This is a genomic window from Mesopusillimonas faecipullorum (assembly GCF_020539505.1).
GTDB lineage: Bacteria > Pseudomonadota > Gammaproteobacteria > Burkholderiales > Burkholderiaceae_B > Mesopusillimonas > Mesopusillimonas faecipullorum.
On sequence record NZ_JACDXW010000008.1, the window covers coordinates 23,730 to 50,224 of the forward strand.

A 26,495-nucleotide genomic window follows, 5' to 3' on the forward strand; every position below is an offset into this window, starting at 1 on the left:
TCTCGGCAGTTCACGCTGCTTTCCGTTTAAGGCCTACGTTTTTACGTAGGCCTTTTTCATGCTCGGGCTGTGTCCCGTTCTTAAATCCACTTAGGTATCCAGGGAAACGACGTCCTGCAACATTCCGCCCTGAAAATGCGAATAACCTCACAGCCCGCAGAAAACGCTTAGCTATGGAAATAATTTTTTCTATAGCTAACAACTATCGAACTGCTAGTATCAATCAATTTTCTTTTTTTGTTTTGCTTGTCTACACTAAGACACATGCCCCGTTCATACTTGGTATTCATGGCCTAGTTTGGAAGGCAGGCAAATGACTTCCTTTCATGCACCCACAACACTGGAAGCTTCTTTTTAAACCCGCATAGTCGGGCCCATTTTATCTACAGGGGACTCTCATGAAGAAACTGACAACAGCAGCCGGCGCACCGGTACCCGACAATCAGAACTCACTGACAGCCGGCGTACGCGGCCCCGTCTTGCTGCAAGACGTGTGGTTACTTGAAAAGCAGGCCCACTTTAACCGCGAAGTTATCCCCGAGCGCCGTATGCACGCCAAGGGCGCCGGCGCCTTCGGTACCTTTACCGTTACGCACGACATCACTCGCTACACCAAAGCCAAAATTTTCTCCGAGGTTGGCAAACAAACTCCCGTGCTGATGCGCTTCTCGACCGTGGCCGGCGAGCGCGGCGCGGCTGACGCCGAACGCGATATCCGTGGCGTTGCCATGAAGTTCTACACTGAAGAAGGCAACTGGGATCTGGTGGGTAACAACACCCCCGTGTTCTTCTTCCGCGACCCGCTTAAATTCCCCGACCTGAACCACGCCGTCAAGCGCGACCCGCGCACCGGCATGCGCAGCGCGCAGAACAACTGGGAATTCTGGACAGGCCTGCCCGAAGCCATTCACCAAGTCACCATCGTGATGAGCGACCGCGGTATTCCCGTCGGTTTCCGCAATATGCACTTGTTCGGCAGCCACACGTTCAGCTTCATCAACGCCGAGAACGAGCGTTTCTGGGTGAAATTCACGTTCAAGACTCAGCAAGGCATCAAGAACCTGACTGACGCCGAAGCCGAAGCCGTTGTCGGCAAAGATCGCGAAAGCTCGCATCGCGACCTGTACAACGCTATCGAGGCTGGCGACTTCCCCAAGTGGACGGCCTACGTCCAGATCATGCCCGAGAAGGATGCGGAAACCTACCACCTGAACCCCTTCGACCTGACCAAGGTATGGCCGCATGGCGACTACCCGCTGATCGAATACGGTGTTCTGGAACTGAACCGCAACCCCGAGAACTTCTTTGCCGAAATCGAACAGGCTGCGTTCACGCCCGCCAACGTCGTCCCCGGCATCAGCTTTTCGCCCGACCGCATGTTGCAAGCTCGCCTGTTCTCGTATGGCGATGCTCAACGCTACCGCCTGGGTGTTAACCACCACCAGATTCCGGTGAATGCACCCAAGTGCCCCTTCCACAGCTATCACCGCGATGGTGCCATGCGCGTAGACGGCAACCATGGCGGTATCACTGCCAACGAGCCCAACACGCAAGGCGAATGGCAAGAGCAACCCGATTACCGCGAACCGCCGCTGAAGATCGACGGTAACGCCGATCGCTGGGACCACCGCGTCGATTCGGATTACTTCACCCAAGCCGGGAATCTGTTCAGGCTGATGAACGACACGCAAAAGCAGGCACTGTTCGACAATACTGCTCGCGCCATCAACGGTGTGTCGGCTGACGTCGTGCAAAAGCACATCGACCACTGTTCACAGTGCGACCCCGCCTACGGCGCTGGTGTGGCTGCTGCCATCAAGAAGCTGGCCTAAGTTTGTTGCCGGTTAGGCTTTAGCCGCCGGCAATACGTAAGCGGTTCATTCAAAGGCCGTCGAATCCAAATTATGGGTTCGGCGGCTTTTGTCATTACAGGTTCTCGCGCTCCACCCATTTCACTACGCCAGTGGGAACCTCGTACTCGCACATGGCCTTCAGCAAAGCCTGCGGCTGAGATTCCACAATCAACATGCCGCGATGCTGGGGTTTGATGAATTGTTCTTGCACCACGTGATCCAGCCACTGGGTCAGGCCGTCGTAAAAGCCATCCAGGTTATACACCGCGCAAGGCTTGGCGTGATAGCCCAATTGCGCCCATGTCCAGACTTCGAACAGCTCTTCCAGCGTACCCAGGCCGCCCGGCAGGGCGACAAAACCATCAGACAATTCGGCCATCAGCGCTTTACGCTCGTGCATAGAGCCCACTACCCGCAGTTCGGTCAGCGCGGGATGCGCAATTTCTTTGTCGACCAGCGCCTGGGGAATAATGCCTATGACTTCGCCGCCATGAGACATGGCCGCATCGGCCACCGCCCCCATCAAACCGACGGACGCCCCGCCGTACACCACCCCGATGCCGGCCTTGGCCAGAGCGGTACCCAATTCGCGGGCGGCTTCTACATACTCGGGCTTACGGCCCGGATTCGAACCTGAAAACACACAAATGCGCAAAACGAACTCCTTATATGGCGCAGGCAGCCAGGTGCATACCTTTCCGGTTTTGAAAGCTGCCCAAACAATAATCTTAACGCCCCCACGCCAAGGCTTGCACGTAGGCCGGCATTACCGGGATAAGCGATAATCCACCTCATGAACGCGCTACCTGATCAGCAACCCATTATTGCCATTGCCACCGCCCCTGGGCGGGGTGGCATAGGTGTCATTCGTCTCTCGGGCAAAACCCTGGCTCCCTTGGTGCAAGGCCTATTCGGGCAGGAACTCACGCCACGCCATGCCTATTTCCGACCGTTTCTAGATCAAGACGGCCAAATGCTGGATGAGGGCATCGCTTTGTACTTTGCCGGCCCTCATTCCTACACCGGCGAAGACGTGCTGGAACTGCAAGGCCATGGCGGCCCCGCCGTACTCAAGCGCGTCATGGCACGATGCCTGCAAGTGGGGCAAGCGTTTGGCCTGCGCCTGGCCTTGCCCGGCGAATTCACCCAACGCGCCTTTTTAAACGGTAGACTGGATCTGGCCCAAGCCGAAGCCGTCGCCGACCTCATCGACGCATCCTCGGAAGCTGCTGCGCGTAGTGCCATGGCATCGCTAAGCGGTGCTTTTTCGCAGCAGGTCACCGCCCTCGATCACGACATTGTGCGTCTACGCATGTTGGTCGAGGCCACCCTGGATTTCCCCGAAGAAGAAATCGACTTCCTCGAAAAATACCAGGCACGCGACAAGCTGGATGCCATTCGCGAAAAGCTGGAAGCCTTGATAGCCCAGGCCCGCCAGGGCCTGATATTGCGTGAAGGCCTGCACGTGGTGCTGGCCGGCCAGCCCAATGTGGGCAAATCCAGTTTGCTGAATGCCCTGGCCGGCGATGACATCGCCATCGTTACTCCCATTGCTGGCACCACCCGCGACCGCGTGGTGCAGCAAATACACATAGACGGCGTCCCCCTGCATATCGTCGACACCGCCGGCCTGCGCGAAACCGAAGACACCGTGGAACGCATAGGCATACAGCGCAGTTGGGCCGAGATCGAAAAAGCCAACGTCATTTTGCACCTGCAAGATGCACGCCAACCCGACGACCCGCTGGATCAGGAAATTACCTCGCGCCTGCCGCCAGGCACGCCCGTCCTGAAGGTGTACAACAAAGTGGATCTGCTGGAGGTGGAATTACCCTGCCCCGCCACTCCCGATGCCGATAGCGGCGCCACCACACTTTATATTTCCGCCCGCAACGGCGCCGGCTTAGGCACTCTGCGCCAAACCTTGCTGAACATCGCCGGCTGGCAGCCCGGTGCGGAATCCCCCTGGCTGGCCCGCGAACGCCACCTGCACGCTCTGCAAGAAGCGCAGTTGCACCTGATCGTGGCAGACGAACACGCCAGCCACGACGACTCCGTGCTGGATTTGTTCGCGGAAGAACTCAGACTGGCACATGAAGAGCTGTGCCGGATAACGGGGCAATTTACCAGCGATGATTTGTTGGGGGAGATTTTTTCTAGTTTTTGTATTGGGAAGTGAGGTGGAATCCATGGGCCTCCACTGAAGTCTGCTGATGTGCCTGTAAGCCGCATAAATACAGGGATTTTTGTCTACTGAGTGATTCGGTGATACAGTCAAAGCCACTCACTTTTATGTCCAAGTTTGGTTCCAAGTAGCTGGGTTCTTGTCTCTCATCCCTCTGCTTGGACATACGGAGGATGAGACGGCATTGACCGACAACGCACTCAAGGCGCTCAAGCCCAGAGACAAGACCTACACGGTCACCGACGACCGAGAGCTTCATGTGGAAGTGTTCCCGACCGGGGGCATCGTCTGGCGTTACCGCTACCGACTGAATGGCAAGTACGAGAAGCTGACGCTGGGCAAATACCCCGCGCTGACGCTGAAGAATGCTCGCCTGAAACGGGATGAGGCGGCGCTACCTAGAAAAGGACATCCTGCCGCACATCGGCAGCAAGCCTATCCGGGACATCACCGCCGAGGACGTGCGCAGCGTCATCTGGCGCAAGAAGGAACAAGGCTTCGATGCCGCCGCCGGCCAGGTGCGCGGCCTGCTCAAACGTATGTTCGACTACGCACTGACCTGCGGCCTGATCCAGGCCAACCCGGTCATGGCCTTGCCGATGCGGCACGTCTACCGCGCCGCCGCCCGCGACCGGGCGCTGACGCCGGACGAGATCCGGCAGTTCCTGCGTGCGATGCAGACCTCCAACATCCGCCGCCAGTTCAAGATCGCTTTCCAGTTGATCCTGATGACCCTGGTGCGCAAGTCCGAGCTGATGTTGGCGCAGTGGAAGGACGTGCATCTGGGCGAAGGCGAATGGCACATCCCAATCGAGAATTCCAGGACCGGCAAGCCGCACATCGTCTACCTGTCCACCCAGGCGCAAACCCTGTTCAAGGAACTCAAGCCGCTGGCCAGCAGTAGCCTCTGGGTGTTGCCGGGCCGTAGCACCCTGGCCAAGCCCTTTGCCAACAATGCGTTGAACCAAGCGCTGAAGGTGTCATTGCAGGGGCAGGAGATCCCCGCCTTCACCATCCATGACCTGCGGCGCACCGCATCGACGTTGCTGCACGAACAGGGCTGGCCTTCGGATGTGGTGGAAAAGGCGCTGAACCACACCATCGGCGGTGTGCGCGGTGTCTACAACCGCGCCGAGTACGCTGAACAGCGGCGGGAAATGCTGCAAGCCTGGTCGGCTTACATCGACGGGCTGGCACCGTCGGCCAATTTGGTGGTGTGAGTCCGGCCGGGGCGCTGGTGGCCTTTTCCCTTTTTGGGTAGGGCCGTTGCCCCTTGGTTGCCATTCCCTTGCCTCTGCCTTTTCCTTTGTAGCAGCCATTCATGATCGACGATGATTATCAGATACTGATATAATTGTAAATTAACGTGTCATTGGATTTGCGATCATGAAGCGCTGCATTGTGGGTATCCGACAGCCAGACGGTTCGCCACCGAAGGGAAGCGAAACGCCCAGCATTTGGTTTCCGTCCCTGGCCTCACTGGCAGCGGTGCTGTCGGACGACAACCGCCGCCTGCTGCGCCTGATCCACGACAAACAACCCAAGTCCCTGACCGAATTGGCCGAACTCAGTGGCCGCAAGGTGCCGAACCTGTCGCGTACCCTGCGGATGATGTCGGATTACGGCCTGGTTTCGCTGCAGCGCAATGTTCGGGATGTTCAGCCGACTGCGCTGGCGACTGAGTTTCTGGTGGTGCTGGATTGATGGCTACGAATAAGAGAGGGAATGCAATGGCACGGATGTGGATGGTGCGCGGCGAAGGTGGCAGCTTGTATGACTCCTTCCGAGAACGCGGCGTAGCTGCCGTGGGCTGGAATCAATTGGCAGCCCATGCCAAACCCGGTGTCGGACGCAAGCAGCTAATCGCCCTGTACCAGTCCGCCGAGCCCCAAGCAAAGCAAGGCACAGTGATATCGGGCGCATCCCAGGTCTGGCGCTTCGTCAACGACATACAGGATGGTGATTGGATCGTCACCTATTCACCCGCCAATCGCCTGTACTCGATCGGCAAGGTCACAGGGCCAGCCGAACACCACCCGGAGTGGGCCGAACAAGGCATGCCGCTGGCGCGCAAAGTGCAATGGCAAACGCAGGAGTTGCCGCGTGACAGCTTAGGCACCGGCACAAAGAACAGCCTGGGTTCGACCCTGACCTTGTTCGAGGTGCCGTCCAGCGCGGCAGTCGAAGTGCTGGCGGCGCTGAAGGGTAAACCTGCTCCTGTCGAGGAAGATGAAGCCGAGGAAGTCATCGCCGATCCACTGGCCGACATTGAGTCCCAGGCGCTGGAACGCATCAAGGACCGGGTCAACGAACTCGACTGGGACGACATGCAGCAACTGGTCGCCGGCATCCTGCGCGCCATGGGTTACAAGACCCAGGTTTCGCCACCCGGCTCGGATCGGGGTAAAGACATCGTGGCTTCGCCCGACGGCTTCGGCTTCGAACACCCACGCATTGTCGTGGAGGTCAAACACCGCAAAGAGCGAATGGATAGTCAGGAAATCCGCAGCTTCCTCGGCGGCCGTCACAAGGATGATCGCGGGTTGTATGTCAGCACCGGCGGCTTCAGCAAGGATGCTCAGTACGAAGCTGATCGCGCATCCATTCCACTAGCGATGTGGACGCTGGACCATGTGGTGCGCGCCCTGATCGAGCACTACGACGCCACCGACGCCGAAACCAAACGAATCGTGCCGCTGAAGCGGCTGTACTGGCCTGCCTGATGCCTGGGGAGACATTCACTTGGAACATTTCCTGACCCCTCATCAAAGTCAGTACTTCGCCTGGCAACTGACCCGACAGGCAGCCAGTGACAGTGTGGAATCTCTAGCCAGCGCGCTGGTGGACTCCCAGGTGGATTTGAATCCGCACCAGGTCGAAGCAGCACTCTTTGCCTGCCGCAATCCGCTATCGCGGGGCGTGATTCTGGCGGACGAGGTGGGGCTGGGCAAAACCATCGAAGCCGGTTTGGTCATTTCCCAGCACTGGGCAGAGCGGCGTCGCAAGATGTTGATCATCGTGCCTGCCAACCTGCGCAAGCAATGGCACCAGGAACTGCAGGACAAGTTCAATCTTCAGGGGCTGATCCTCGAAGCGAAGAACTACAACGCCATGCGCAAGGAAGGTGTCACACAACCCTTTCTGCATGCAGGCGGGCCGATTATCTGTTCCTACCAGTTCGCCAAAGCCAAGGCCGATGACCTCAAGCGCATTCACTGGGATCTGGTGGTCATGGATGAAGCCCACCGTTTGCGCAATGTCTACAAGAACGGCAACGTCATTGCCCGGACGATCCGCGACGCGCTGGAGCACGTCGATGCCAAAGTCCTGCTGACGGCAACACCGCTGCAAAACACCCTGCTGGAGCTTTACGGCTTGGTGAGCATGATCGACGAGCGCGTCTTTGGCGATATCGACAGCTTTCGGACCCAATTCTCTGGCGTTAGAACCGAACAGTCCAACCGGGCACTGCGAGAACGTTTGGCACCACTTTGCAAACGCACGCTGCGTCGGCAAGTTCAGCAATACGTGCCGTATACCGCGCGTATCGCCATCGTCGAAGAATTCACCCCAAGCCAGGAAGAGCAGCAACTTTCCGCATTGGTCGCCGATTACCTGCGTCGCCCGAATCTCAAGGCACTGCCTGAAGGCCAGCGTCAACTGATATCGTTGGTGCTATGGAAGCTACTGGCCTCGTCCAGCCACGCCATTGCCGGGGCGCTGGAGACCATGGCCAACCGCCTTCAAGGACAACTGGATGAGTTGCCTGATGTCCCTGACCTGACAGAGTCGCTGGATGACGACTACGAAGGACTAGATGAAACCGCCGACGAATGGAATGGCACAGACGCCAATGATGCCGATGCCAGTGCCAGCGAACGATCAGCCATTGCCGACGAAGCGGCCGAACTCCGACGCTTCAAGGAATTGGCTACAGGCATTCGACAGAATGCCAAAGGGCAGGCGCTGTTAACTGCATTGGACAAGGCTTTCGCTGAGCTGGAGCGTTTAGGTGCGGGCAAGAAAGCCATCATTTTCACCGAGTCCAAGCGCACCCAGAATTACCTGCTCTCCCTGTTGGCTGAAACACCCTACGGCGACGGCATCGTGCTGTTCAACGGCACCAACAGCGATGCCAGAGCGCAAGCCATTTACAAAGACTGGCTGCAACGCCATGAAGGCAGCGATCGCATTACTGGCTCCAAAACCGCTGACACCCGCGCCGCGCTGGTTGAGCACTTCAAGGAGCGCGGCACCATCATGATCGCGACGGAGGCAGGCGCAGAAGGCATCAACCTCCAGTTCTGCTCTCTGGTTATCAACTACGACCTGCCGTGGAATCCCCAACGGATCGAGCAGCGCATCGGTCGCTGCCACCGTTACGGGCAAAAGCACGATGTGGTGGTGGTCAACTTTGTGGATCGCAGCAACGAGGCGGATGCGCGTGTCTATCAGTTGCTGTCGCAGAAGTTCAAGCTGTTCGAAGGCGTGTTCGGCGCCAGTGACGAAGTGCTGGGCGCCATCGGTTCCGGTGTGGATTTCGAGCGGCGGATCGCCGCCATCTACCAAAACTGCCGCGAACCCGAAGAAATCCGCAGCCGCTTCGAAGACCTCCAGCGCGAACTTGCCAGCGAGATCGACGAAGCGATGCTCAGAACAAGGCAGCTTCTGCTAGAGAATTTCGACGAGGAGGTGCAGGAGAAACTGCGCATCCGCAGCCAGGACAGCCAGGCAGTGCTGAACAAATACGAGCGCCTGCTGATGGATTTGAGCCGCACGGAGTTGCAGGATCATGCCCACTTCGATACTGCCGAAGAGGTAAATGGTTTTGTTCTGCACAGCCTGCCCGATGGGCTAGGTCTCGCCACTGGCAGCCGGGAACAGGCAGTGATGGCGGGGCGCTATGAACTGCCCAGACGCAGCGGCGATGCGCATCTTTACCGTATGGGCCATCCCTTGGCGGAATGGGCCATTGAGCGCGCCAAGGCACGAGACCTACAAGCCCCCACACGATTGGCGTTCGACTACGCCGCCTATGGCAAACGGCTCGTCAGCCTTGAAAAATGGCGCGGCCAGAGCGGCTGGCTGAGCGTGACCCTGCTGACCGTCGAAACCCTGAACGATCAGGAGCAGCACCTGGTTGTTTCCGCCTGCACCCAAGCAGGGGAAGCACTGCCAGAGGACGATCCAGAAAAACTGCTACGCCTGCCTGCGCAGGTCGAAAGCGATGCGCACCTGCAAGCATGTGTCGAACTCGTAGCCGACGTCGAAAGCCGCAAAAACATGCTGCTGCACGAGATCAATCAGCGCAACTTGAGTTACTTCGAGCAAGAAGTGCAGAAGCTCGATGCTTGGGCTGATGACCTGAAGCTTGGGCTGGAGCAGGAAATCAAGGCTATCGACGGCGAGATCAAGGAAGTGCGCCGCACCGCCGCCGCATCACCCACATTGGAAGAAAAGCTGGCACATCAGAAACGCCAGCGAGAACTGGAAACCAAGCGCAGCAAACTGCGGAGGGAACTGTTTGTTAGGCAGGATGACATCGAGATGCAGCGCAATACGCTGATCGAACAGCTTGAAGAGCAACTGGAACAGCGGGTTCAGGAACAGGTGCTGTTCACCGTGGAGTGGGTGCTGTAATGATGAAAGATATCTCTTCTCTTCCCGATTACGCTGCATTAAAAAAACTCGCATCTGCGCTTTGGCAGCAGGACAACTCTTACCATGGCGCAGCCATCATGGTAGGCGCAGGCTTTAGCAGAAGCGCTGCCTCGACAGGCGATGCTAGTAAGAAACTGCCGATCTGGAATCATTTTTCCAGCAAACTTGCCGATGAATTGGGTTCAGGCAGCACCGACGCTCTACGCTTGGCAGAAGAATATTGCGCTTATTTTGGCAAGCAAGCTCTGCATGATTTGATAAAGCAAGAAATCAACGATGCAGCGTGGGAACCTGGCGAGTTACACAAATCCTTACTGGAATTGCCATGGTCGGAAATTCTGACCACCAACTGGGATACGTTGCTGGAGCGTGCATCATCCGAGGTGCACCAACCGATTTACAGTGTGGTTTCAAAGCAAGAGGATCTTTCCAGTGCAAGAGCGCCAAGAATCGTCAAGTTACACGGGACAATAGACGTAACAAAAGACCTGGTTTTCACCCAAGAGGACTACCGAAAATATCCACAACAGTACGCGGCGTTTGTCAATTTCTCGCGTCAAGTTTTCATCGAAAACGAATTATGTTTGTTAGGCTTCTCCGGTGATGATCCTAACTTTCTTCAATGGGCTGGGTGGGTCCGAGATCATCTAGCCACACATTCAAGACGTATTTACCTCGTTGGGGCCCTAGGGCTGAACTCCGCAAAACGAAAATATCTGGAATCCATCAATGTCGCGCCTATCGACCTTGATGACCTGGTTACAGATTACGATGAGCGCGATGTTCGGCATCTGGAAGCGACAAAAATATTCGTCCGAGCCTTACAAGATCTTAAACCTAAACAGATTTGGGAGTGGGATCCAACGGAACTGCATCGTACAACAACCACTGGTGCAGAAAGATCCAAGACTCATCAAGATGTCAGCTATGCGGCTAAGTTGCTGGAGGAGAAACTACCGTTTTTAGAGAAAGATCGGTTGTCTTACCCTGACTGGTTAGTTTGTCCCTATGGCCAGCGGTTTCAATTGCAAAGCCAAATAACCGATCCCTGGCCCAACCCTAAGAGTCTGTCTGCAATGACAGAAACATCTAAAGCCAAGCTATTGTACGAGATCACTTGGCATCACCAAGTAACTTTTGAAGCTATGCCATCTTGGCTGGCGAATGAGTTGCTTACTGTATGCGATCCTGACAAGCCCTGCACACTATCCAAAAGACAGCAGTTAGAAATTGCGGTTTTGCTGCTGAAAAATACACGGTGGATGGATAGCTCTGAATCCAAAAATATTTCTCAGGCGACAAGTTCGATACTGGAGAAAGGTGCAATATATTGGCCCGAAAGCAGTGACGAACTTGCCTACCATCGCGCAATCGTGGCGCGTGACCAGTTTGACTATGCGGCCTTGGAACAACATGTTGAAAAAATCACCGGCAGCAATCCAGTCTGGAAACTAAGAAAAGCTTCTCTACTTGCCGAACTTGGGCAATTTGATAAGGGTGAGGTGCTGGTAGCAGAGGCATACAAGGAGCTTCTTACCCAACATCGAAATGATCGCAACTCAATCCATATACTCTCGCGATTAGCCTGGGCACATTGGCTGATGCGTGGCGTCGATCTGTCGTCTTTTGACAAACCTTTCAAAGCATTCCCGTCCAGCTATCGAGATTCCAAGTGTGACCCATGGGATCACATTGAGCACATTAGGGAACGAATTTCAAAAACTCTGGAGAAGCAGCAAAAACAACTGGCAATCGAGCCATCATTCGAACCCGGGCGTTATAAAGACAATGCCAATACATTAACATTTAGCAACGAACTACATCCATTGCTTCTGTTAGAAGGCGTTTCGAGCACCGTTGGTATGCCACTTCGATGGAGCGGTGTTAGCTTCCTTGTTGAACAAGCAGCCAAGAGCGCAGAGTTGGAAGGTATTGATAATATTCATCGCTTTGCATTGGCAATCCGTTCAGCGAACAGCGACACATCGGAGGTTTTGAAAAAAGTATTCTCAAGAGTTCAAATCGCATGTCTTCAAGAAAGTGATGTGACCTTCTTGCTAAACCAGTGCATGCTGGCAATCAACTATTGGCTGAAAAAGCGGGAAGATAAGTCCTCTTGCGCTAGCCACGTCGCTATTGATCGCTTGCGGGTTTTTATCGAGGTATTAGCCCGTGCATCAGTAAGAGCCTCGGCCGAACAGGCAAAGCAAATATTTCGCTTGGCTGTATCTCTTGGTAAGAAACCTGAACTTCATCATCTCTGGCTTTTTGATGCAGTCAAGCACCTGTCTAAATTCTCTCTCAAGAGCATTCCCGATTCGCAGCAGCATGATGTGTTGCTCGATGCCTTGTCCTTCCCTCTCCAGTCTGAAATAAGCTTTAAGGATCACAAAGAGTGGGGAAATCCAGTCGTAAAACACCCGGGGGAAAGAAAGCAAGACTCAGCTCTTGATCGTCGTATAGATGAAATAATAGATCATATCGTACCCTGCTCACCTCAAAGTGCCTCTGCTCTCCTGCGTCTTCTTCCGTTGATCAAGAAAGAATTTTTGACGAACGAAGAACTCAAGAAAATTGCACAAAAAATATGGGGAAATGAACCCGATCTAAACCATGTTCCTGAAACGGGTTTGCTCAAGTATGTGCTACTTGAAATTCCCTCGCCAGATCCTGCCGCTGTCAAGGCTCTTGTTCGGCGATATTTATTTGAGGCCACAAAGTCCAGCCTGCTTAGTTCGGAGCTGTTGACGGACATAGTCAACGCCGCACAAGCAGAAAATATCAAAGAGTTTCCGTCTGCAGATCAGGCTGCCGAATACTTCGAGCAACTGGTTATTTGGAGGCCGAATAAAGACAGCAACGACATGTTCGGGTTTACGCAAAACGAAGAACGCCAACTCGCTGATTTAGTCGGCCAAGTGTTGGCTCGCTCTGTTGTTCCTGCATTGTCTTCGGAAAATCTCACTGAAGAAAATTTTCAAAAGCTTTGTACCTTTTATTCCGAAGTCGAGGCACCAGAGGCGCTGATCGCTTTCCCATACTTTGCCATTAAAGACGAGTTTTTTCTCGATCAAGTGGAAAGATTGATCAGACAAGGTCTTCAATCATACGATCCAAACAAGTTGGCATATGCATCATATGCCCTATTGATTTGGAGAGATCAGCAAGAATCTCATGCCATTGACAGATTGATATTGAGGCTAATTTATCTCATAGGATCAAGTCGAATGACAGGCTTGTCGGCGCTGCTTTGGACTGCCAATCAGATGTACTGCAAAAAATATCTGTCCGATGAGAGCGCCGAGTCGTTGGTGGAGATTCTACCTGTCATCTTTGACAACGCTGGTTATAGAAATATTTCTCCGTCTGGACGAGATTCCGTTAGTGTTTCCTTTGTCCGTGCCGCGTGCGTCAGGTTAGCAAGGGATATCGTTAGCAATGGTGAAAATAAAAATGATGAACTACTTCGAATCTTGGAGGAGGCTAAGAAAGATGCTCTTCCCGAAGTTAGATTCGCAGAAATGACAAATGCATAGGTTTTTTATGGGCAAGCAAAAACTCGAACTCACCTGGATTGGAAAGGATAAACGTCCCAAGCTGGAACCGCGCATTCTGCTTGAAGACCCAGAGAAGTCTTGTCACGCCAAGCGGCGTGTTTCGGAGAACGACATCTTCGACAATCGGCTGATCTTCGGGGACAACCTGCTGGCGTTGAAAGCGCTGGAGCAGGAGTTTTCGGGCAAAGTAAAGTGCGTGTTTATTGATCCTCCTTACAACACCGGCAGCGCGTTCGCACACTATGACGATGGGCTGGAGCATTCCATCTGGTTGGGATTGATGCGGGATCGGCTGGAAATCATCAAGCGACTATTGTCGGATGATGGTTCATTGTGGATCACGATTGATGACAACGAAGCGCACTACTTGAAAGTTTTGTGCGATGAGGTATTTGGACGGGTGAATTTTGTTGCTAATCTTGCCTGGCATAAAAGAGTATCCCCTGCTAATGATGCTAAGTACTTTAGTGGCGATTTTGATCACATATTGGTTTATGCAAAAAGTAAAGATATATGGCGTCCAAATAGACTGGAGAAAAATGACTCGCAGATAGCAAACTATAAAAATCCAGATAATGATCCACGCGGCCCCTGGAACTCTTCTGCCTACACTTGTGCGAAAACTGCTGTAGAGCGTCCAAATTTGTATTACGCAATTAAGCAGCCGAATACTGGTGAGGATATCTGGCCAAGCAAAACCCGTGTTTGGGCATTTGGAGAGGAAACCCACAAGAGGAACATTGAGGCTGGGTTGCTTTACTGGGGAAAAGAGGGAAGGTCCTCAATGCCGAGAATTAAAAAATTCTTGACGGAAACAAAGCCAGTGGTTCCTAGGGCAATTTGGAATTACGAAGACACAGGTCATAATCAAGAGTCAAAGATTGAGGTTGAGAAGCTATTTCCAGGCAACCCGTTTTCTACACCTAAACCGGAAAAGCTTATTAAAAAAGTGCTGGAGGTGGCCACTGCCCCCGGCGACCTTATCCTAGACTCCTTCGCCGGTTCCGGCACTACCGGCGCTGTCGCGCACAAAATGGGCCGCCGCTGGATCATGGTCGAACTGGGCGAGCACTGCCATACCCACATCATTCCGCGCCTGAAAAAGGTCATCGACGGCGAAGACCCGGGCGGCATCACCAAGGCAGTGGATTGGCAAGGTGGCGGCGGCTTCCGTTACTATCGTCTGGCTCCTAGCCTGATTGTGGAGGACCGCTGGGGCAACCCCGTCATCAACCCGGAGTACAACGCCGCGCAATTGGCTGAAGCGCTGTGCAAACTGGAAGGCTTTACCTACGCGCCGTCGGAAACCCGCTGGTGGCAGCAGGGGCATTCCAGCGAGCGGGATTTCATCTACGTCACCACTCAGAACCTATCTGCCGCCCAGTTGCAAGCCTTGTCGGATGAGGTGGGCGCAGAGCAAAGCCTGCTGGTGTGCTGCTCAGCCTTCCACGGCATCAGCGCGGCAGCGGCCGCTGCGCGCTGGCCGAACCTGACACTGAAGAAGATTCCGAAGATGGTACTGGCCCGTTGCGAATGGGGCCACGACGACTACAGCCTGAACGTGGCGAACTTGCCGTTGGCCGAGCCGTCCTCGCCAGCACCCGCTGCGAAGGCTGCCAAATCAGGCAAAAAGTCCGGCGATAGTTGGACGACGGACCTGTTTGGCGGTGAGGAAGGGGCATGAACGAGGAAAACACCAATACTGGTGGCAAAATTGTCCAACAGGCTGTTGGACAATTTTGCGGGCAGGGCGAGTTCCTGCTTTACCAAACCGAAGATGCGCAAACCCGTGTCCAGGTGCGTTTTCAGGATGGCGGTATCTGGCTGACGCAGGCACAACTGGCTGATTTATATCAGTGTTCGCCGCAAAACATCACCCAGCATATCCGCGCCATCTACGAGTCTGGGGAGCTGACAGAAGAGGCAACTTGTAAGCCGTACTTACAAGTTCGATTGGAGCGCGGGCGGCAAGTCAGCCGCAGCCTGAAGCACTACAACCTGGAAATGGTGCTGGGGGTTGGCTACCGTGCAAAGTCGCACCGAGGTACCCAATTCCGTCGTTGGGCCACAGAGCAACTGGCAACTTACCTGACCAAGGGCGTATTGCTGGATGATGAGCGCTTCAAGCGAGGTGACGATGCCGAGTATTTCGAAGAGCTGCTGGCGCGAATCCGCGACATCCGCTCCTCGGAAAAGGTGTTCTGGCGCAAGGTGCTGGATATTTACGCCACCAGTCTGGACTACGACCCACACACGGAAACCTCGAAACAATTCTTCGCCACCGTACAGAACAAGATGCACTGGGCTGCACATGGTCATACGGCTGCCGAGTTGATCGTGCAGCGGGTGAATGCGCAGGCCCCAAACGTCGGTTTGACCAACTGGCCGGGAGCATCCAAGGGTGTTCCGGTGCGCAAGGCAGACGTAGGGGTTGCCAAGAACTACCTCAATGAAGCAGAGCTAGACACGCTCAACCGCATCGTCACCGCCTATATCGAAGTGGCAGAGCTGCAAGCCCAAGCTCGCCAGCCGATGACCATGCAGGATTGGGCCACGGAACTGGACAATTTTCTGCGCCTGACGCGCAAGGACATCCTGACCCATGCGGGAAAAGTGCCTGCCAAGGCCGCTTTGGAAAAAGCACAGGCGGCATACATTGACTATCAGGCACGTGTGCGCAATCTGCCATCCCGGGTGGAAAAAGATTTTGAAGTGGTGATTGCCCAGCCAGCCAAGCAATTGGAGCAGCAACGCAAACGCTTGCCGAAGAAGAAAAAGGGAGATGCCTCATGAAGCACCTGAAAAGAGCGGGCGACGGCAATGCGCAATTTGTTGGGGCAGTTATTAAGGATTACTTAATAACTGCCAGCAACCAGAACAAGAATGAGGGGAAAGCATGAGTTCGCGTGTTCAGAATCACATCACTGGCCGCTTGTCGCTGCGGCCGCCGCAAGCCGAATCCCTGGCACGGTTGGTACGCGCGCTGGAAGCCGCGCCTGAAATGCTGAGCAAGGATAGGAACGTTGCCTCGATCCTGGCGACCCTGAAAGCCGAATTTCCGACGCTGGAGGACTTCGAGCGGGACTTCCCTTCGCTGTGCTTCGCATTGGCCACCGGCGTCGGAAAAACGCGCTTGATGGGGGCTTTTGTCGCCTACTTGCATCTGGCACACGGCATCAACAATTTCTTCGTGCTGGCCCCGAACCTCACCATCTACAACAAGTTGATTGCCGATTTCACGCCGAATACGCCCAAGTACGTGTTCAAGGGCATCGGGGAGTTCGCCATCAACGCGCCCAGGGTCATCACCGGCGACAACTACGACCAGCAAAACGTCGCGGGAGGCGAGTTGTTCGGCGAGGTGCGGATCAACATCTTCAATATCTCCAAGATCAATTCCGAGGTGCGCGGCGGCAAGGAGCCACGCATCAAGCGCATGCGCGAGGTGCTGGGTGAAAGCTACTTCAACCACCTGGCCAATCTGCCGGACCTGGTGTTGTTGATGGACGAATCACACCGCTATCGTGCCCAGGCCGGTATGCGGGCAATCAACGAACTGAATCCGCTGTTCGGGTTGGAGGTGACGGCCACGCCCTTTGTGGAGTCCGCCAAGGCCCCCATACCGTTCAAGAATGTGGTGATGGACTACCCACTGGCACGCGCCATGGAAGATGGCTTCGTCAAAGAACCGGCCGTCGTCACCCAGCGCAACTTCAAGTCCAGCAACCACGCTGCGGAAGAAATCGAGAAGATCAAGCTGGAGGATGGCGTTCGCCTGCACGAGGCCACCAAGGTCGAGCTATTGACCTATGCCCGCGAGAACGGCGTCAAGATGGTCAAACCCTTCATTTTGGTGATCGCGCGCGATACGACGCATGCCGGGCAGTTGAAGGCATTGATCGAGTCCTCGGCATTCTTTGAAGCACGCTACCAGGGCAAGGTCATCCAGGTGGACTCCAGCCGCACCGGTGCCGAGGAAGAGAAGATGATCGAGGCGCTGCTGAATGTGGAGAACTCGGAGGAACCCACCGAGATCGTCATTCACGTCAATATGCTCAAGGAAGGCTGGGACGTCACCAACCTCTACACTATCGTGCCACTGCGTGCTGCCAATGCCCGCACGCTGATCGAGCAATCCATCGGGCGTGGCCTGCGCCTGCCTTATGGCAAGCGTACGGGCGTGGCTGCGGTGGATCGCCTTAACATCGTGGCGCACGACAAGTTCCAGGAGATCATCGACGAGGCCAACCGTGGCGATTCGCCAATCCGTCTCAAGCAGGTGATCCTGGAAGCCCCCACCAGCGAGGACAAAAAGGTCAGCGTTCAAGTGCTGCCCAATCTGCTGACCCGCCTGGGACTGCACGATGAGCATGCGCCACATGTCCCGCCGGCGTTGGCAACGGTGGATGCCGGCACTGAGGTCGGTGGCGAACAAGTCAAGGCACAGACTCAGCCGGTCTTTACGACCGAAGCAGAATTCAAGGCGGTCCATGTCGTGCGGGAAGTTCTCGCCACCTACGAAGTAAAGCGTGACTTGGCGCCGACCAGTGCAGCCTTGCTGAAGCCGGAAATCCAGCAAGAGATTCTGGCAGAAGTGGAAAAACGTCTGAAACCCCAGCAGGGACAATTGCTGCAAGGCACCGACGACCAGGTGCCAGCCCTGGATCTGTCCGCCGTCGTGGCCAAGACCACTGAAATTCTGGTTCAGCAGACCATCGACATTCCGCGTATCGCCGTTGTGCCTACCGGCGAAGTCACCACAGGCTTTCATCCGTTCCGCCTGGGGGCCTTGCCCAACTTCCAGCCAGGGCAGCGCGAGATCGTCGGTCAGACATTGCGTACCAGCGAACAATTCACCCTAAACCGTGAAAGTGGCCTGCGGGAAAACCGCTTTGAAGATTACATCGTCAAGAAGCTGATCGACTTCGACGATATCGACTACTTCACCCAGGCCGACTTGCTCTACGACCTCGCCGGACAAGCCGTCGAGCATTACCAGCAGCAGAACTATTCGGACAGTGAACTGCACGAGATTTTCGATACCTACGGCAAGGAGCTCGCCCGCCTGATTCGCGCCCAGATGATGGAGCATTTCTGGGAAAAAGCCGCAGGCTATGAGGTGCAGGTCAGCAGAGGCTTCACCGAGCTGAAGTCATGCAACTACACTGCTACGGAGGGGCAGACTGCCCATAACCTGCGGGAGACCGTTACGGAAACCAGCCGCATCAAGCAGATGCTGTTCGGTGGGTTCACCCGTTGCCTGTACCCCTTGCAGAAGTTCGACTCGGACACCGAACGGCGTTTTGCCTTGCTGCTGGAACGTGACGCCCTCAAATGGTTCAAGCCCGCCAAGGGCCAGTTCCAGATCTACTACAAGCTGGGCAGCGAACAGCCCGAATACATCCCCGACTTCGTGGCCGAGCTGGATGGAATGATCCTGATGGTCGAAACCAAAGCGCGCGTCGATCTGGCTTCCGCTGAAGTCCAGGCCAAGAGCGCCGCCGCCTCTCGGTGGTGTCGGCACGCCGGTGAACATGCGGCTGAAGTCGGCGGCAAGCCCTGGCGCTACCTCGTGGTTCCCCATGATGAAGTCACTGAAGACAAACGCCTGTCCGACTATCTTCGGTATGAGGTCAAGGACACTGCGGAAGGAGGCAGCCCAGCCTGAACTCAAGCGTCGGACGTCATCGCCCCAGGTAGATTGCGGTGATCGACGTCCGTTCGTGCCCAAGTTCCCGGCTGATCCTTTGCCGTGCTTGCAGGTCTTGCAACTGCTGATTGGCGGACAGCATTTCCTGCTTTGGCCCGCCAGCAGCCGGCGCTCGCCATCCCGTCAATACCTCATACCGCATCTGCGCATACTGATGTCGCAGCCCGTGCATGTTGCTCAGCCCTGCCGCCTTGCACTGCCCGTCGTAGACATGCCGCTGCTGGATGTAAGTCTTGGGCGACGGAATCAATGATCCCAGGCCTGCCAGGCGATGGACCTCATCCAATACCGCACGCTGTTCCGGCGTCGTGATTGGCACCGTCCGATCACGACCACCTTTTGCCCACGATCCCTTGATGGCGATATGGTCGCCACGGTTGGCATAGCGGGGTTGGAACTTGATGGACTCTTCCCGCCGCAAACCGAAAGCCGCTTGCAAACGCAGGCTCATGCGGACATGGGGATCGGTGATCCTGTCCAACCTATCGCCCAATTCCTTGGCCTTGTTTTCATTGGTCACATAGCGCCGCTCGGGAATGCCCAGCTTGGTGTTGTCTGCCGGCAAGATGCCTGCCTTGCCAACCTTCTCGGCCCACCAGCGCAGGTGGGCCATGCGATTCTTCAGCGTGCCTGCCGACAGGCCTTCGGCTTGCCAGCGCTGCAACAGGGCTTCGACGTGCTTGCCCTTGAGGGAGGGAGCCCGCATTTGGCGGAAACCCGCTTCGCGCAGTTGGCGTGCCGCCAGGCTCAGTGAGCGTTGCCGGTCGGCCTGAGTGGCATGGCTGCCGTCGCGGTTGCGCTGGCAAAGCTGGCGCAGGGTATAGGTCAGGTCGTCCATCGCGGTGTTGTTCCATCGGTTGTCGGGGCTGAGAAGCAAACGGTCAGTGTTTTTGCCAACTCGCCAAGGCGAGATCCCCGAGGGGCAAGGGCCAGGTGCTCAGTTCACCTGTGGCCTCGAATGAGGCGTCCGCCTTGCTTCCTGTGGGAAGGCCGGGCGGAAGAATTGCAAGGGATGACAACGCGATGTGCTGGGATAGGTACCTCCTGTGGAGTGGTGGAAAACGAGTTGGCAGACCGCGCGAGGTCGGGCGACCCGCGACGAGCGCCTGGAACAGTGGATGTGTGCTGCGACGATGGCGGGACGAACCACGCCGAAGATGAGGAAGGCTCTGCCCATGGGTAGGGCGGCACACCGAGCGAGCCTGGGTGTGCCAGGGATGATTCCGTCCGGCAATGAGCCGGTCAGCACTTGCAGGAACCTGCGCCAGGGTTCCGGTGTTCATACCCACCGGCAGGTCGTTACTGGGCCAGTGTGCCGGGGCATCGTCATGTGCGCCGCCATCAATGCGATGCCGCGCCAACCCGCATTGTTGCTGCAGTTCGCCGGGCCGTCACTGCGGCGGGCAGTGACGGCCCCATCTGTCTCACGCCGAGCCCAGGGACCCCAGCCGTGCAGCAGCAGGCGTGTTTCCCGGGGCTGTTGGCAGCATTCCGCTGTCAGCCATGCCCCCGATGATCTGCCCGATGGGCAGCGATGGCGTCTTCAACATGCGCCTGATCTGATCCAGATGCCGTTGCGCCACCTCGCGCGACGCAGGTTTTGCAGCTTGGCTGCTGGACGATGGAGAAGGGGCAGGCGGCGAGCCATGCGGGCTGTTGCTGACGGCCTGCACGGGTGTCTGCTGTAGAGTGGATTTGCGCGCTGCCCAGAGCTTGAACACGCCTTCCACGGCCCTCTTGATCAACCCGTAGAGGTAGGCGATGACGTTGTGCACGCCACCTGATTCGCAGCGCACATCCCACTCGGCCAACACCTCCAGGCGCTGTTCCGGGGGCAAACCCCTGAGACGTGTGGTGAGAATCCGTTGCTGATCCTGTGGCAGTTGCCGGAAGCGGGCTGGCACATCTGGCCCCGATACCTGCACTTCGGGTGATGAGCGGTACGTACGTACTTCTTTTAATACTTCTTTTTCTACAGTACGTACTGCTGTCGGAGATGCCGGAACGGGTTTCGGAATGCCGCTGCTGGCTTCGGGCGCGAGGGCATCGCGCGCAGTTGAGCCACCAGGACTGCCCGAGTCATGGTCGTCGCCACGGTGCTGTAGGCGCCTGATCCGCTCTTGCATCGTTGCAGGCAACTTTTCCAACCTGTCCGGATGGTGCATGGCCTCATCGAGAATGGACTGCGCCAGTTGGCGAATCGTCGCGCTGGCATGGCCGAGCGCCCGTTCCAGCAGGGGCAGGTAGTCTTCGTCCTCCAGGCACGCGTCGTCAAACGCGAGGGGCTGATTCCGCACCGCGTAGCGGCTGGCCATCGAGAAGCCGGTCATCGAGCAACAGGGCTTTCGGGGTGATGATGTCTGAGGTTGGGTGTGACATGGCGAGGCTCCTGTCGGTATCGGCCGTATGGCCAAAGGAGCCGTCATCTCACCCTGGCATCACCGCTGCCGCAGCCATCAATCCGAACTGCGCTCCTCCCGTTTTTTCGAGCTGAAGCAGGGCGCAACATCCTTGGTGTTCCGGATCAGGAGGTGGGAAAATGAGCCTGTTACAGCGCATTGGATGTTGGCGGACGTTGATGGCCGGGTTCACTGCCTATGATCAGGTTGTCCGCTGATACATCGCATCGTTAACGGGAGAGCGGGCAGCGTCCAAGATGGGCCATTCGCCGCTACCAAGGGCCACGCTTGGTTTTGAGTCCAAGAATAAGTCCAAGCGCGTTGCCAGACCGCCATGACTACATTGAAAATCAACGACATGCGGCAGAAACACCCCTTCTGCATCGGGAAGTGAGGGGTGGATGGCCGTTTATTTTTCAAAGTAAGACCATTGACCCTTGCTTTCAACTCTCTTGCACCTCCATTTCCAGCCAGCGTTTCTGACTACCAATGATTATCAGGCACTGATATGATTGTGACCTGCTAAGTCATTGGATCCAGGACTATTAGGCGCTGCATTGTCGGTATCCGACGACAACCGTCGCCTGCTACGCCTGACCCATGACAAACAACCCAAGTCCGGCAGAAAGTCCAGCGATAGTCGGACGACGGACATGTTCGGCGATGGGGGGACGCCTGATGACGAAGAAGAAACAGACAGTTCCCATCGGTCGTTCCTCGGCAGCGGAGTACCTGACCTACATCGCTGCCACAGGCGGCCAACCGCAGTCCGTGGAAATGCGCTATGAAGATGAAAACATCTGGCTGACGCAGAAGATGATGGCTGCGCTGTACGATGTCACTGTACCGGCCATCAATCAGCATCTGAAGCGCGTGTTCGATGATGGTGAGTTGCTGCCGGAGGCAGTTATTAAGGATTACTTAATAACTGCCAGCGATGGAAAGAACTACCGCGCCAAGGTTCCTGTGTTCACACCCACCGGCAGGTCATTGCAAGGCCAGTATGCCGAGACATCATCATGTACGCAGCAATCAATACGGTATCGCGCCAACCCGTATTGATTAAACTGGGGCCATGTGGCTAAAACGGCGTCAAGCCCAAACCTGCTACTCCAAGCTACCGTACATGACCACCCCCACCGAATCCATCGCTCAACAGCTGGCCACCCTGGGCACTTCCAGCACCTTTGCCACGCGCTTCGCCATCGCTGCCGATCCGCACCTGCATGTGGACAATGTTGGGGACATTCCGTTGCCCATCACACTGCAAACAGCCCATCGCCTGTGTGCTGCGGCGCAACCCGCACATCATGGCTATAAAGACCAAACCCGCTTGGATCCACGGGTACGCGACACTTGGGAAATTCCAGCCGAGCGCCTGCGCTTCACTTCGCCCGAATGGACAGCCGTGCTTAATCGCGCATTGCTGCGCATCGGCCACGAGCTTGGGGTGCCATCACCCGATTCACTGCGCGTAGACCTGCACAACTTGTTGATCTATGCACCTGGGCAATTCTTCGCGGTACATCAGGACTCGGAGAAGACCGACGGCATGCTGGGCACGCTGGTGATCACGCTGCCATCGAGCTTCACTGGGGGTGAGTTCGTGGTGTCGCACCAGGGTCAGACGGTGTGTGCACGCGGTTCGCAAAATCGGCTCGGCATGATGGCCTTCTATGCCGATTGTCATCATGAGGTACGCCCAGTCAAGCAAGGATACCGGGTCGTGCTGACTTATAACCTGATCGCACCGGGAGCCACCCGCACAAGCGAATTGCCACAACAGGCTGTCACTGCATTGGCAAGCGAACTCCACCGTGTCTGGCAAACCCCCGCACCACCACGATGGGATGGCGATACCCACACAGAACCACCGGATAGATTGGTGTATCTGCTCGACCACCAATACACCCCCAGTGGCTTGTCATGGCAGCGTCTCAAAGGCGTGGACGCTCAACGCGCAGCGGCATTGCAGGCTGCCGCCAGACAACTGGATGCGGAAATATTCCTGACATTGGCAGATGTGCACGAAACCTGGTCCGCCGAAGACGACTATCAGCAGCATGGTTACTGGAGCGATGAGCAGGAAGATGAAGACAACGGGTTCGACCACAATGAGGATCACCCCGCACTGGGCGATCTGATCAACAGCGAAGTTGAACTGCGCCACTGGCTTGCTCCAGATGGCAGCAAACGTGAAGAAATCAGTTTTGCCAGTGAGACAGAGCTATGCATGAACCGCCTGTCGGTTGATTGCGCGCCGTTCCAGTCCGAACACGAAGGCTATATGGGCAACTACGGCAACACCGTCGATCGTTGGTACCACCGTGCCGCCGTGGTGCTATGGCCGCGTGAGCGCAACTTTGTCATTCGGGCGCGACAGGCTCCCGACTGGGCTATTGCTCAGATTGCCGAATGGCTCAATGCTGGTGACACGATTCAGGCCGAAACAAGGGCACATTCATTGCTGTCATTCTGGGAGCAGGCAAGAAGCGTCGCCGATTCCGACGTACTATTCACCGCAACGCTGCCCGTCGCGGCCAGACTCGACGACGCAGGGATCGCTGCTGGTCTGCTGTCACCCTTTGCACTGTCGCAACTGACTGCACAACAGGCTCCCTGGCTGTGGCAATTGCTCGAACGCCACGGTCAGGCATGGTGTGCCGAACGTTTCCAGCAGTGGGCCGAAACGCATCAGCCAGACACGCGTCAACTGGCCTGGATGGCGCAGGAACTACCTGCTCTGGCACAATCTTCTTGCACGAGTAGCGATACCGTGGCCCTGCTTGCCCGCCTGGTGCAACAGCGCTGGGGTTGGCTGCGCCAGTACATTGCGCAAGTACAGAAGTATCACCAGCGCAGTACAAGAGTTTCGGCACTGGTTGAAACAAGCGCTGCATGGCTGGGCCTGCTCCGGGCCAGCCAAGTCACGGGTTGCTCTACGCTCACCGAGCAAATCATCGCCATGCTGCGCACGAACGACATACCACTGGAAGTTCCGCTGCAAGTTTTACATCAGGCCCAGAAAATAAAGAACCTCGAAGGGCTCCATCTTTCCGTTCTTCATAGTCATTGCACGCACGTGCTCGAAACCTGCCTGGCAAAGCCAAGGCGTAACGCAACCGACTGGTCGATCACACCGCCGTCCGAACATGGGGGACGGGGACTCGACGATCTTGCGGCACCCTTGCTGGCCTTTCTAGCCTCCCCACAGCAGCAACGGCTGGAATGGCCATTGGCCCAGGCCAGGCGTCAATTGATCCATCAGTTCATCGACCATCATGAGCTGCCGATACGGCATGAAACCCGCCGCACGGGCAGGCCCTACACCTTGGTACTGGAAAAGACCCTTGCTCTGTTCGAGCGCGACACTGCCGATCGCCAGCAATGGAAAAAAGACCTGGCCTGGTTGCAACGTACACAGGTACGGCCAACGTGAAACTGGAAGGTGATGAACTCGTCGTCGCCTTGTTCGCCAACATTTGTGGCAACGAATTCGCGTAGAGGGCTACTGAGGCACACTGCCGTTTCACAGGCAATCTCCCCTACCCCAGCCTCAAACATCTTCGATCACGCACTCATAAACACACGCTCGACCCATCACTGCACTACTGCGGCTCGCCTACATTTCTTTCATTTTAAGAAAAAACAAAGATGAAATTAGGGTAAACACCCCCATTTTTACCCACACTTGATTCAAAAAACTCAACATGTTTGCAATTTAAATCGTTTGACCCTACATTCTGCTCAACATTAGGATGGCATCGGTCAGCCGGCATTCCGGCTGTTGTGATTCGTCGCCGCGGACGGCCTAGAACCTATTGCACAAGCAGGAGTTTTCATGAATCAAGCTGTACTTCCCGTCGTCATCGCTGGGGCTGGCCCCGTTGGCATGACAGCGGCTGCCGATCTGATCCGCCAGGGCATCCCCGTCCTCGTGCTGGAGAAGCTATCGGACCTGAGCACCGAATCGCGCGCTTCGACTTTTCATCCGCCTACCCTGGACATGCTGGACGACTTGGGCTTTGCGCAAACACTGATCACCCAAGGCCTGAAGGCACCGACGGTGCAGTACTCAACCAGCACAGATGGCGAACTGGGCACGTTTGATTTCAGCACCATTGCCGACATCACGCGCCACCCCTTCCGCCTGCAGGCCGAGCAATACAAACTGACGCGCATCATCCTTGATGTCGTGCAGCACAACCCTCTGTTCCGCATCGAGTTCGACAGTGAAGTGCTGTCTGTCTCTCAAGACGAGGAAAGCGTCACACTGCGCGTTTCACAAGGCGGGCAAGAGCGCACGCTACGCTGTCAATGGCTGATCGGCGCAGACGGCGCCAACAGTATCGTGCGACGCGACCAGGGCATCGGCTTCGAAGGTTTTACCTGGCCCGAACGTTTTCTGGTGATGACGACGCCTGTGGATTTCACCGCCTTGCGTCCCGGCATCTCGTCAGTCAGCTATGTCGCCGACCCCGACCGTTGGTATTTCCTGCTGCGCATCATCGGCGCATGGCGCGTGATGATGCCCGTGGCGCCCGAACTGAGCGATGCAGAAGCACTGAGCCCGGCCTACGTCGAAGAATCCATACGCCGCGTCGTGCCTGCGGATATCGACCCCTGCATCCAGCACACCACGCTGTATCGTGTTCATCAGCGCGTCGCCTCGCATTTCCGCAAGGATCGCAGCTTCCTGGTAGGTGATGCCGCGCACATCAATAATCCGCTCGGCGGCATGGGCATGAATGGCGGTATCCATGATGCCTTGAACCTCACCGCCAAGCTGGGTCCGGTCATCAACGGAGCCGCTTCGCCTGCCGTGCTGGACCTGTACGAGCTTCAACGTCGTGCCGTGACGATGGAGGCCATCCAGAACGACACCATCCGCAACAAGCGCAACCTGGAGGCCAAGGAAGAGGTCGACCGCGCGCGCTTCCGCGATGAGATCCGTGCTGCTGCTGCGGATCCGGCCAAGGGCCGCGAACTGCTGCGTCGCATTGCCATGTTCAACAGCCTGGAACGCGCCGCCTCACTGACGGCCTGAATCCAATTCAGCGGCCTTCCAGCCCCCCACTGTTTCCCGGTTGGCGCTTGACCCCGCCGACCGGGTTGTTCGTAGTTTTTACC

Annotated in this window: 16 protein-coding genes and 1 pseudogene; 14 read left to right on the plus strand and 3 right to left on the minus strand. The window is 56.2% G+C overall.

What is annotated here, in order from left to right:
• Positions 1 to 398 precede the first annotated feature (398 nt).
• Entirely contained in the window at positions 399 to 1,832 is a 1,434-nt protein-coding gene (locus H0484_RS13550; protein WP_226955180.1) for a catalase, read from the plus strand.
• A 94-nt stretch (positions 1,833 to 1,926) separates the two neighbouring features.
• Here the strand turns inward: H0484_RS13550 and H0484_RS13555 are convergent, their stop codons facing one another.
• Complete coding sequence (locus tag H0484_RS13555) at positions 1,927 to 2,508, minus strand: LOG family protein (RefSeq protein ID WP_226955181.1); 582 nt, start codon at positions 2,506 to 2,508, stop codon at positions 1,927 to 1,929.
• A gap of 138 nt (positions 2,509 to 2,646) precedes the next feature.
• Here H0484_RS13555 and mnmE point away from each other — a divergent pair, with 138 nt between their 5' ends.
• From mnmE to H0484_RS13605, 10 genes and pseudogenes are all read left to right on the plus strand, one after another.
• Positions 2,647 to 4,032, plus strand: a complete 1,386-nt coding sequence (mnmE, locus tag H0484_RS13560) for a tRNA uridine-5-carboxymethylaminomethyl(34) synthesis GTPase MnmE (protein WP_226955182.1) — start codon at positions 2,647 to 2,649, stop codon at positions 4,030 to 4,032.
• A gap of 190 nt (positions 4,033 to 4,222) precedes the next feature.
• A pseudogene (locus tag H0484_RS13565) lies at positions 4,223 to 4,411 on the plus strand (Arm DNA-binding domain-containing protein); the annotation flags it as partial.
• A gap of 10 nt (positions 4,412 to 4,421) precedes the next feature.
• Positions 4,422 to 5,258, plus strand: coding sequence for a tyrosine-type recombinase/integrase (locus tag H0484_RS13570; protein ID WP_226955183.1), 837 nt, complete (start codon positions 4,422 to 4,424; stop codon positions 5,256 to 5,258).
• A 166-nt stretch (positions 5,259 to 5,424) separates the two neighbouring features.
• Positions 5,425 to 5,742: an HVO_A0114 family putative DNA-binding protein gene (locus tag H0484_RS13575; protein ID WP_226955184.1), complete on the plus strand. Its 318-nt coding sequence runs from the start codon at positions 5,425 to 5,427 to the stop codon at positions 5,740 to 5,742.
• Positions 5,743 to 5,768: 26 nt separating this feature from the next.
• On the plus strand, positions 5,769 to 6,761 hold the full coding sequence (locus tag H0484_RS13580) for a restriction endonuclease (protein ID WP_226955185.1): 993 nt from the start codon (positions 5,769 to 5,771) through the stop codon (positions 6,759 to 6,761).
• 19 nt (positions 6,762 to 6,780) lie between these two features.
• Positions 6,781 to 9,678, plus strand: a complete 2,898-nt coding sequence (locus H0484_RS13585) for an SNF2-related protein (RefSeq protein ID WP_226955186.1) — start codon at positions 6,781 to 6,783, stop codon at positions 9,676 to 9,678.
• Positions 9,678 to 13,235 carry an SIR2 family NAD-dependent protein deacylase gene (locus H0484_RS13590; protein WP_226955187.1) on the plus strand — a complete coding sequence of 1,186 codons (3,558 nt, stop codon included), beginning with the start codon at positions 9,678 to 9,680 and terminating at the stop codon, positions 13,233 to 13,235. The genes H0484_RS13585 and H0484_RS13590 overlap by 1 nt, the downstream gene beginning before the upstream one ends.
• A 7-nt stretch (positions 13,236 to 13,242) precedes the next feature.
• Positions 13,243 to 14,940, plus strand: a complete 1,698-nt coding sequence (locus tag H0484_RS13595) for a site-specific DNA-methyltransferase (RefSeq protein ID WP_226955188.1) — start codon at positions 13,243 to 13,245, stop codon at positions 14,938 to 14,940.
• Complete coding sequence (locus tag H0484_RS13600) at positions 14,937 to 16,049, plus strand: virulence RhuM family protein (RefSeq protein ID WP_226955189.1); 1,113 nt, start codon at positions 14,937 to 14,939, stop codon at positions 16,047 to 16,049. Before H0484_RS13595 ends, H0484_RS13600 begins: the two co-directional genes overlap by 4 nt.
• 103 nt (positions 16,050 to 16,152) lie before the next feature.
• The gene (locus tag H0484_RS13605; protein WP_226955190.1) at positions 16,153 to 18,924 is read left to right on the plus strand and encodes a DEAD/DEAH box helicase; all 2,772 of its coding nucleotides are present in this window, start codon (positions 16,153 to 16,155) and stop codon (positions 18,922 to 18,924) included.
• Between the two features lie 16 nt (positions 18,925 to 18,940).
• On the opposite strand, the gene H0484_RS13610 is transcribed toward H0484_RS13605, so the two are convergent.
• Positions 18,941 to 19,804: a phage integrase N-terminal domain-containing protein gene (locus tag H0484_RS13610; RefSeq protein WP_226955191.1), complete on the minus strand. Its 864-nt coding sequence runs from the start codon at positions 19,802 to 19,804 to the stop codon at positions 18,941 to 18,943.
• Positions 19,805 to 20,390: 586 nt separating this feature from the next.
• On the minus strand, positions 20,391 to 21,296 hold the full coding sequence (locus H0484_RS13615; RefSeq protein ID WP_226955192.1) for a hypothetical protein: 906 nt from the start codon (positions 21,294 to 21,296) through the stop codon (positions 20,391 to 20,393).
• A gap of 747 nt (positions 21,297 to 22,043) precedes the next feature.
• On the opposite strand from H0484_RS13615, the gene H0484_RS13620 reads away from it, so the two are divergent.
• The 3 genes from H0484_RS13620 (at position 22,044) to H0484_RS13630 (ending at position 26,412) form a co-directional block, all read left to right on the plus strand.
• Entirely contained in the window at positions 22,044 to 22,427 is a 384-nt protein-coding gene (locus H0484_RS13620; RefSeq protein ID WP_226955193.1) for a hypothetical protein, read from the plus strand.
• Positions 22,428 to 22,491: 64 nt separating this feature from the next.
• Positions 22,492 to 24,804 (plus strand): 2OG-Fe(II) oxygenase, encoded by a 2,313-nt coding sequence (locus H0484_RS13625; protein WP_226955194.1) that lies wholly within the window; start codon positions 22,492 to 22,494, stop codon positions 24,802 to 24,804.
• A 402-nt stretch (positions 24,805 to 25,206) separates the two neighbouring features.
• Positions 25,207 to 26,412, plus strand: a complete 1,206-nt coding sequence (locus H0484_RS13630) for an FAD-dependent oxidoreductase (protein ID WP_226955195.1) — start codon at positions 25,207 to 25,209, stop codon at positions 26,410 to 26,412.
• The last annotated feature ends 83 nt before the right edge of the window (positions 26,413 to 26,495 follow it).

Excerpts from the sequence above, each read along its gene's own strand:
- H0484_RS13610 (WP_226955191.1), bottom strand. The coding sequence starts at position 19,804 with ATGGACGACCTGACCTATACCCTGCGCCAGCTTTGCCAGCGCAACCGC.
- H0484_RS13550 (WP_226955180.1), top strand. The coding sequence starts at position 399 with ATGAAGAAACTGACAACAGCAGCCGGCGCACCGGTACCCGACAATCAG.
- H0484_RS13615 (WP_226955192.1), bottom strand. The coding sequence starts at position 21,296 with ATGACCGGCTTCTCGATGGCCAGCCGCTACGCGGTGCGGAATCAGCCC.
- H0484_RS13625 (WP_226955194.1), top strand. The coding sequence starts at position 22,492 with ATGACCACCCCCACCGAATCCATCGCTCAACAGCTGGCCACCCTGGGC.
- H0484_RS13595 (WP_226955188.1), top strand. The coding sequence starts at position 13,243 with ATGGGCAAGCAAAAACTCGAACTCACCTGGATTGGAAAGGATAAACGT.
- H0484_RS13600 (WP_226955189.1), top strand. The coding sequence starts at position 14,937 with ATGAACGAGGAAAACACCAATACTGGTGGCAAAATTGTCCAACAGGCT.
- H0484_RS13575 (WP_226955184.1), top strand. The coding sequence starts at position 5,425 with ATGAAGCGCTGCATTGTGGGTATCCGACAGCCAGACGGTTCGCCACCG.
- H0484_RS13605 (WP_226955190.1), top strand. The coding sequence starts at position 16,153 with ATGAGTTCGCGTGTTCAGAATCACATCACTGGCCGCTTGTCGCTGCGG.
- mnmE (WP_226955182.1), top strand. The coding sequence starts at position 2,647 with ATGAACGCGCTACCTGATCAGCAACCCATTATTGCCATTGCCACCGCC.
- H0484_RS13570 (WP_226955183.1), top strand. The coding sequence starts at position 4,422 with ATGAGGCGGCGCTACCTAGAAAAGGACATCCTGCCGCACATCGGCAGC.
- H0484_RS13630 (WP_226955195.1), top strand. The coding sequence starts at position 25,207 with ATGAATCAAGCTGTACTTCCCGTCGTCATCGCTGGGGCTGGCCCCGTT.
- H0484_RS13620 (WP_226955193.1), top strand. The coding sequence starts at position 22,044 with ATGACGAAGAAGAAACAGACAGTTCCCATCGGTCGTTCCTCGGCAGCG.
- H0484_RS13580 (WP_226955185.1), top strand. The coding sequence starts at position 5,769 with ATGGCACGGATGTGGATGGTGCGCGGCGAAGGTGGCAGCTTGTATGAC.
- H0484_RS13590 (WP_226955187.1), top strand. The coding sequence starts at position 9,678 with ATGATGAAAGATATCTCTTCTCTTCCCGATTACGCTGCATTAAAAAAA.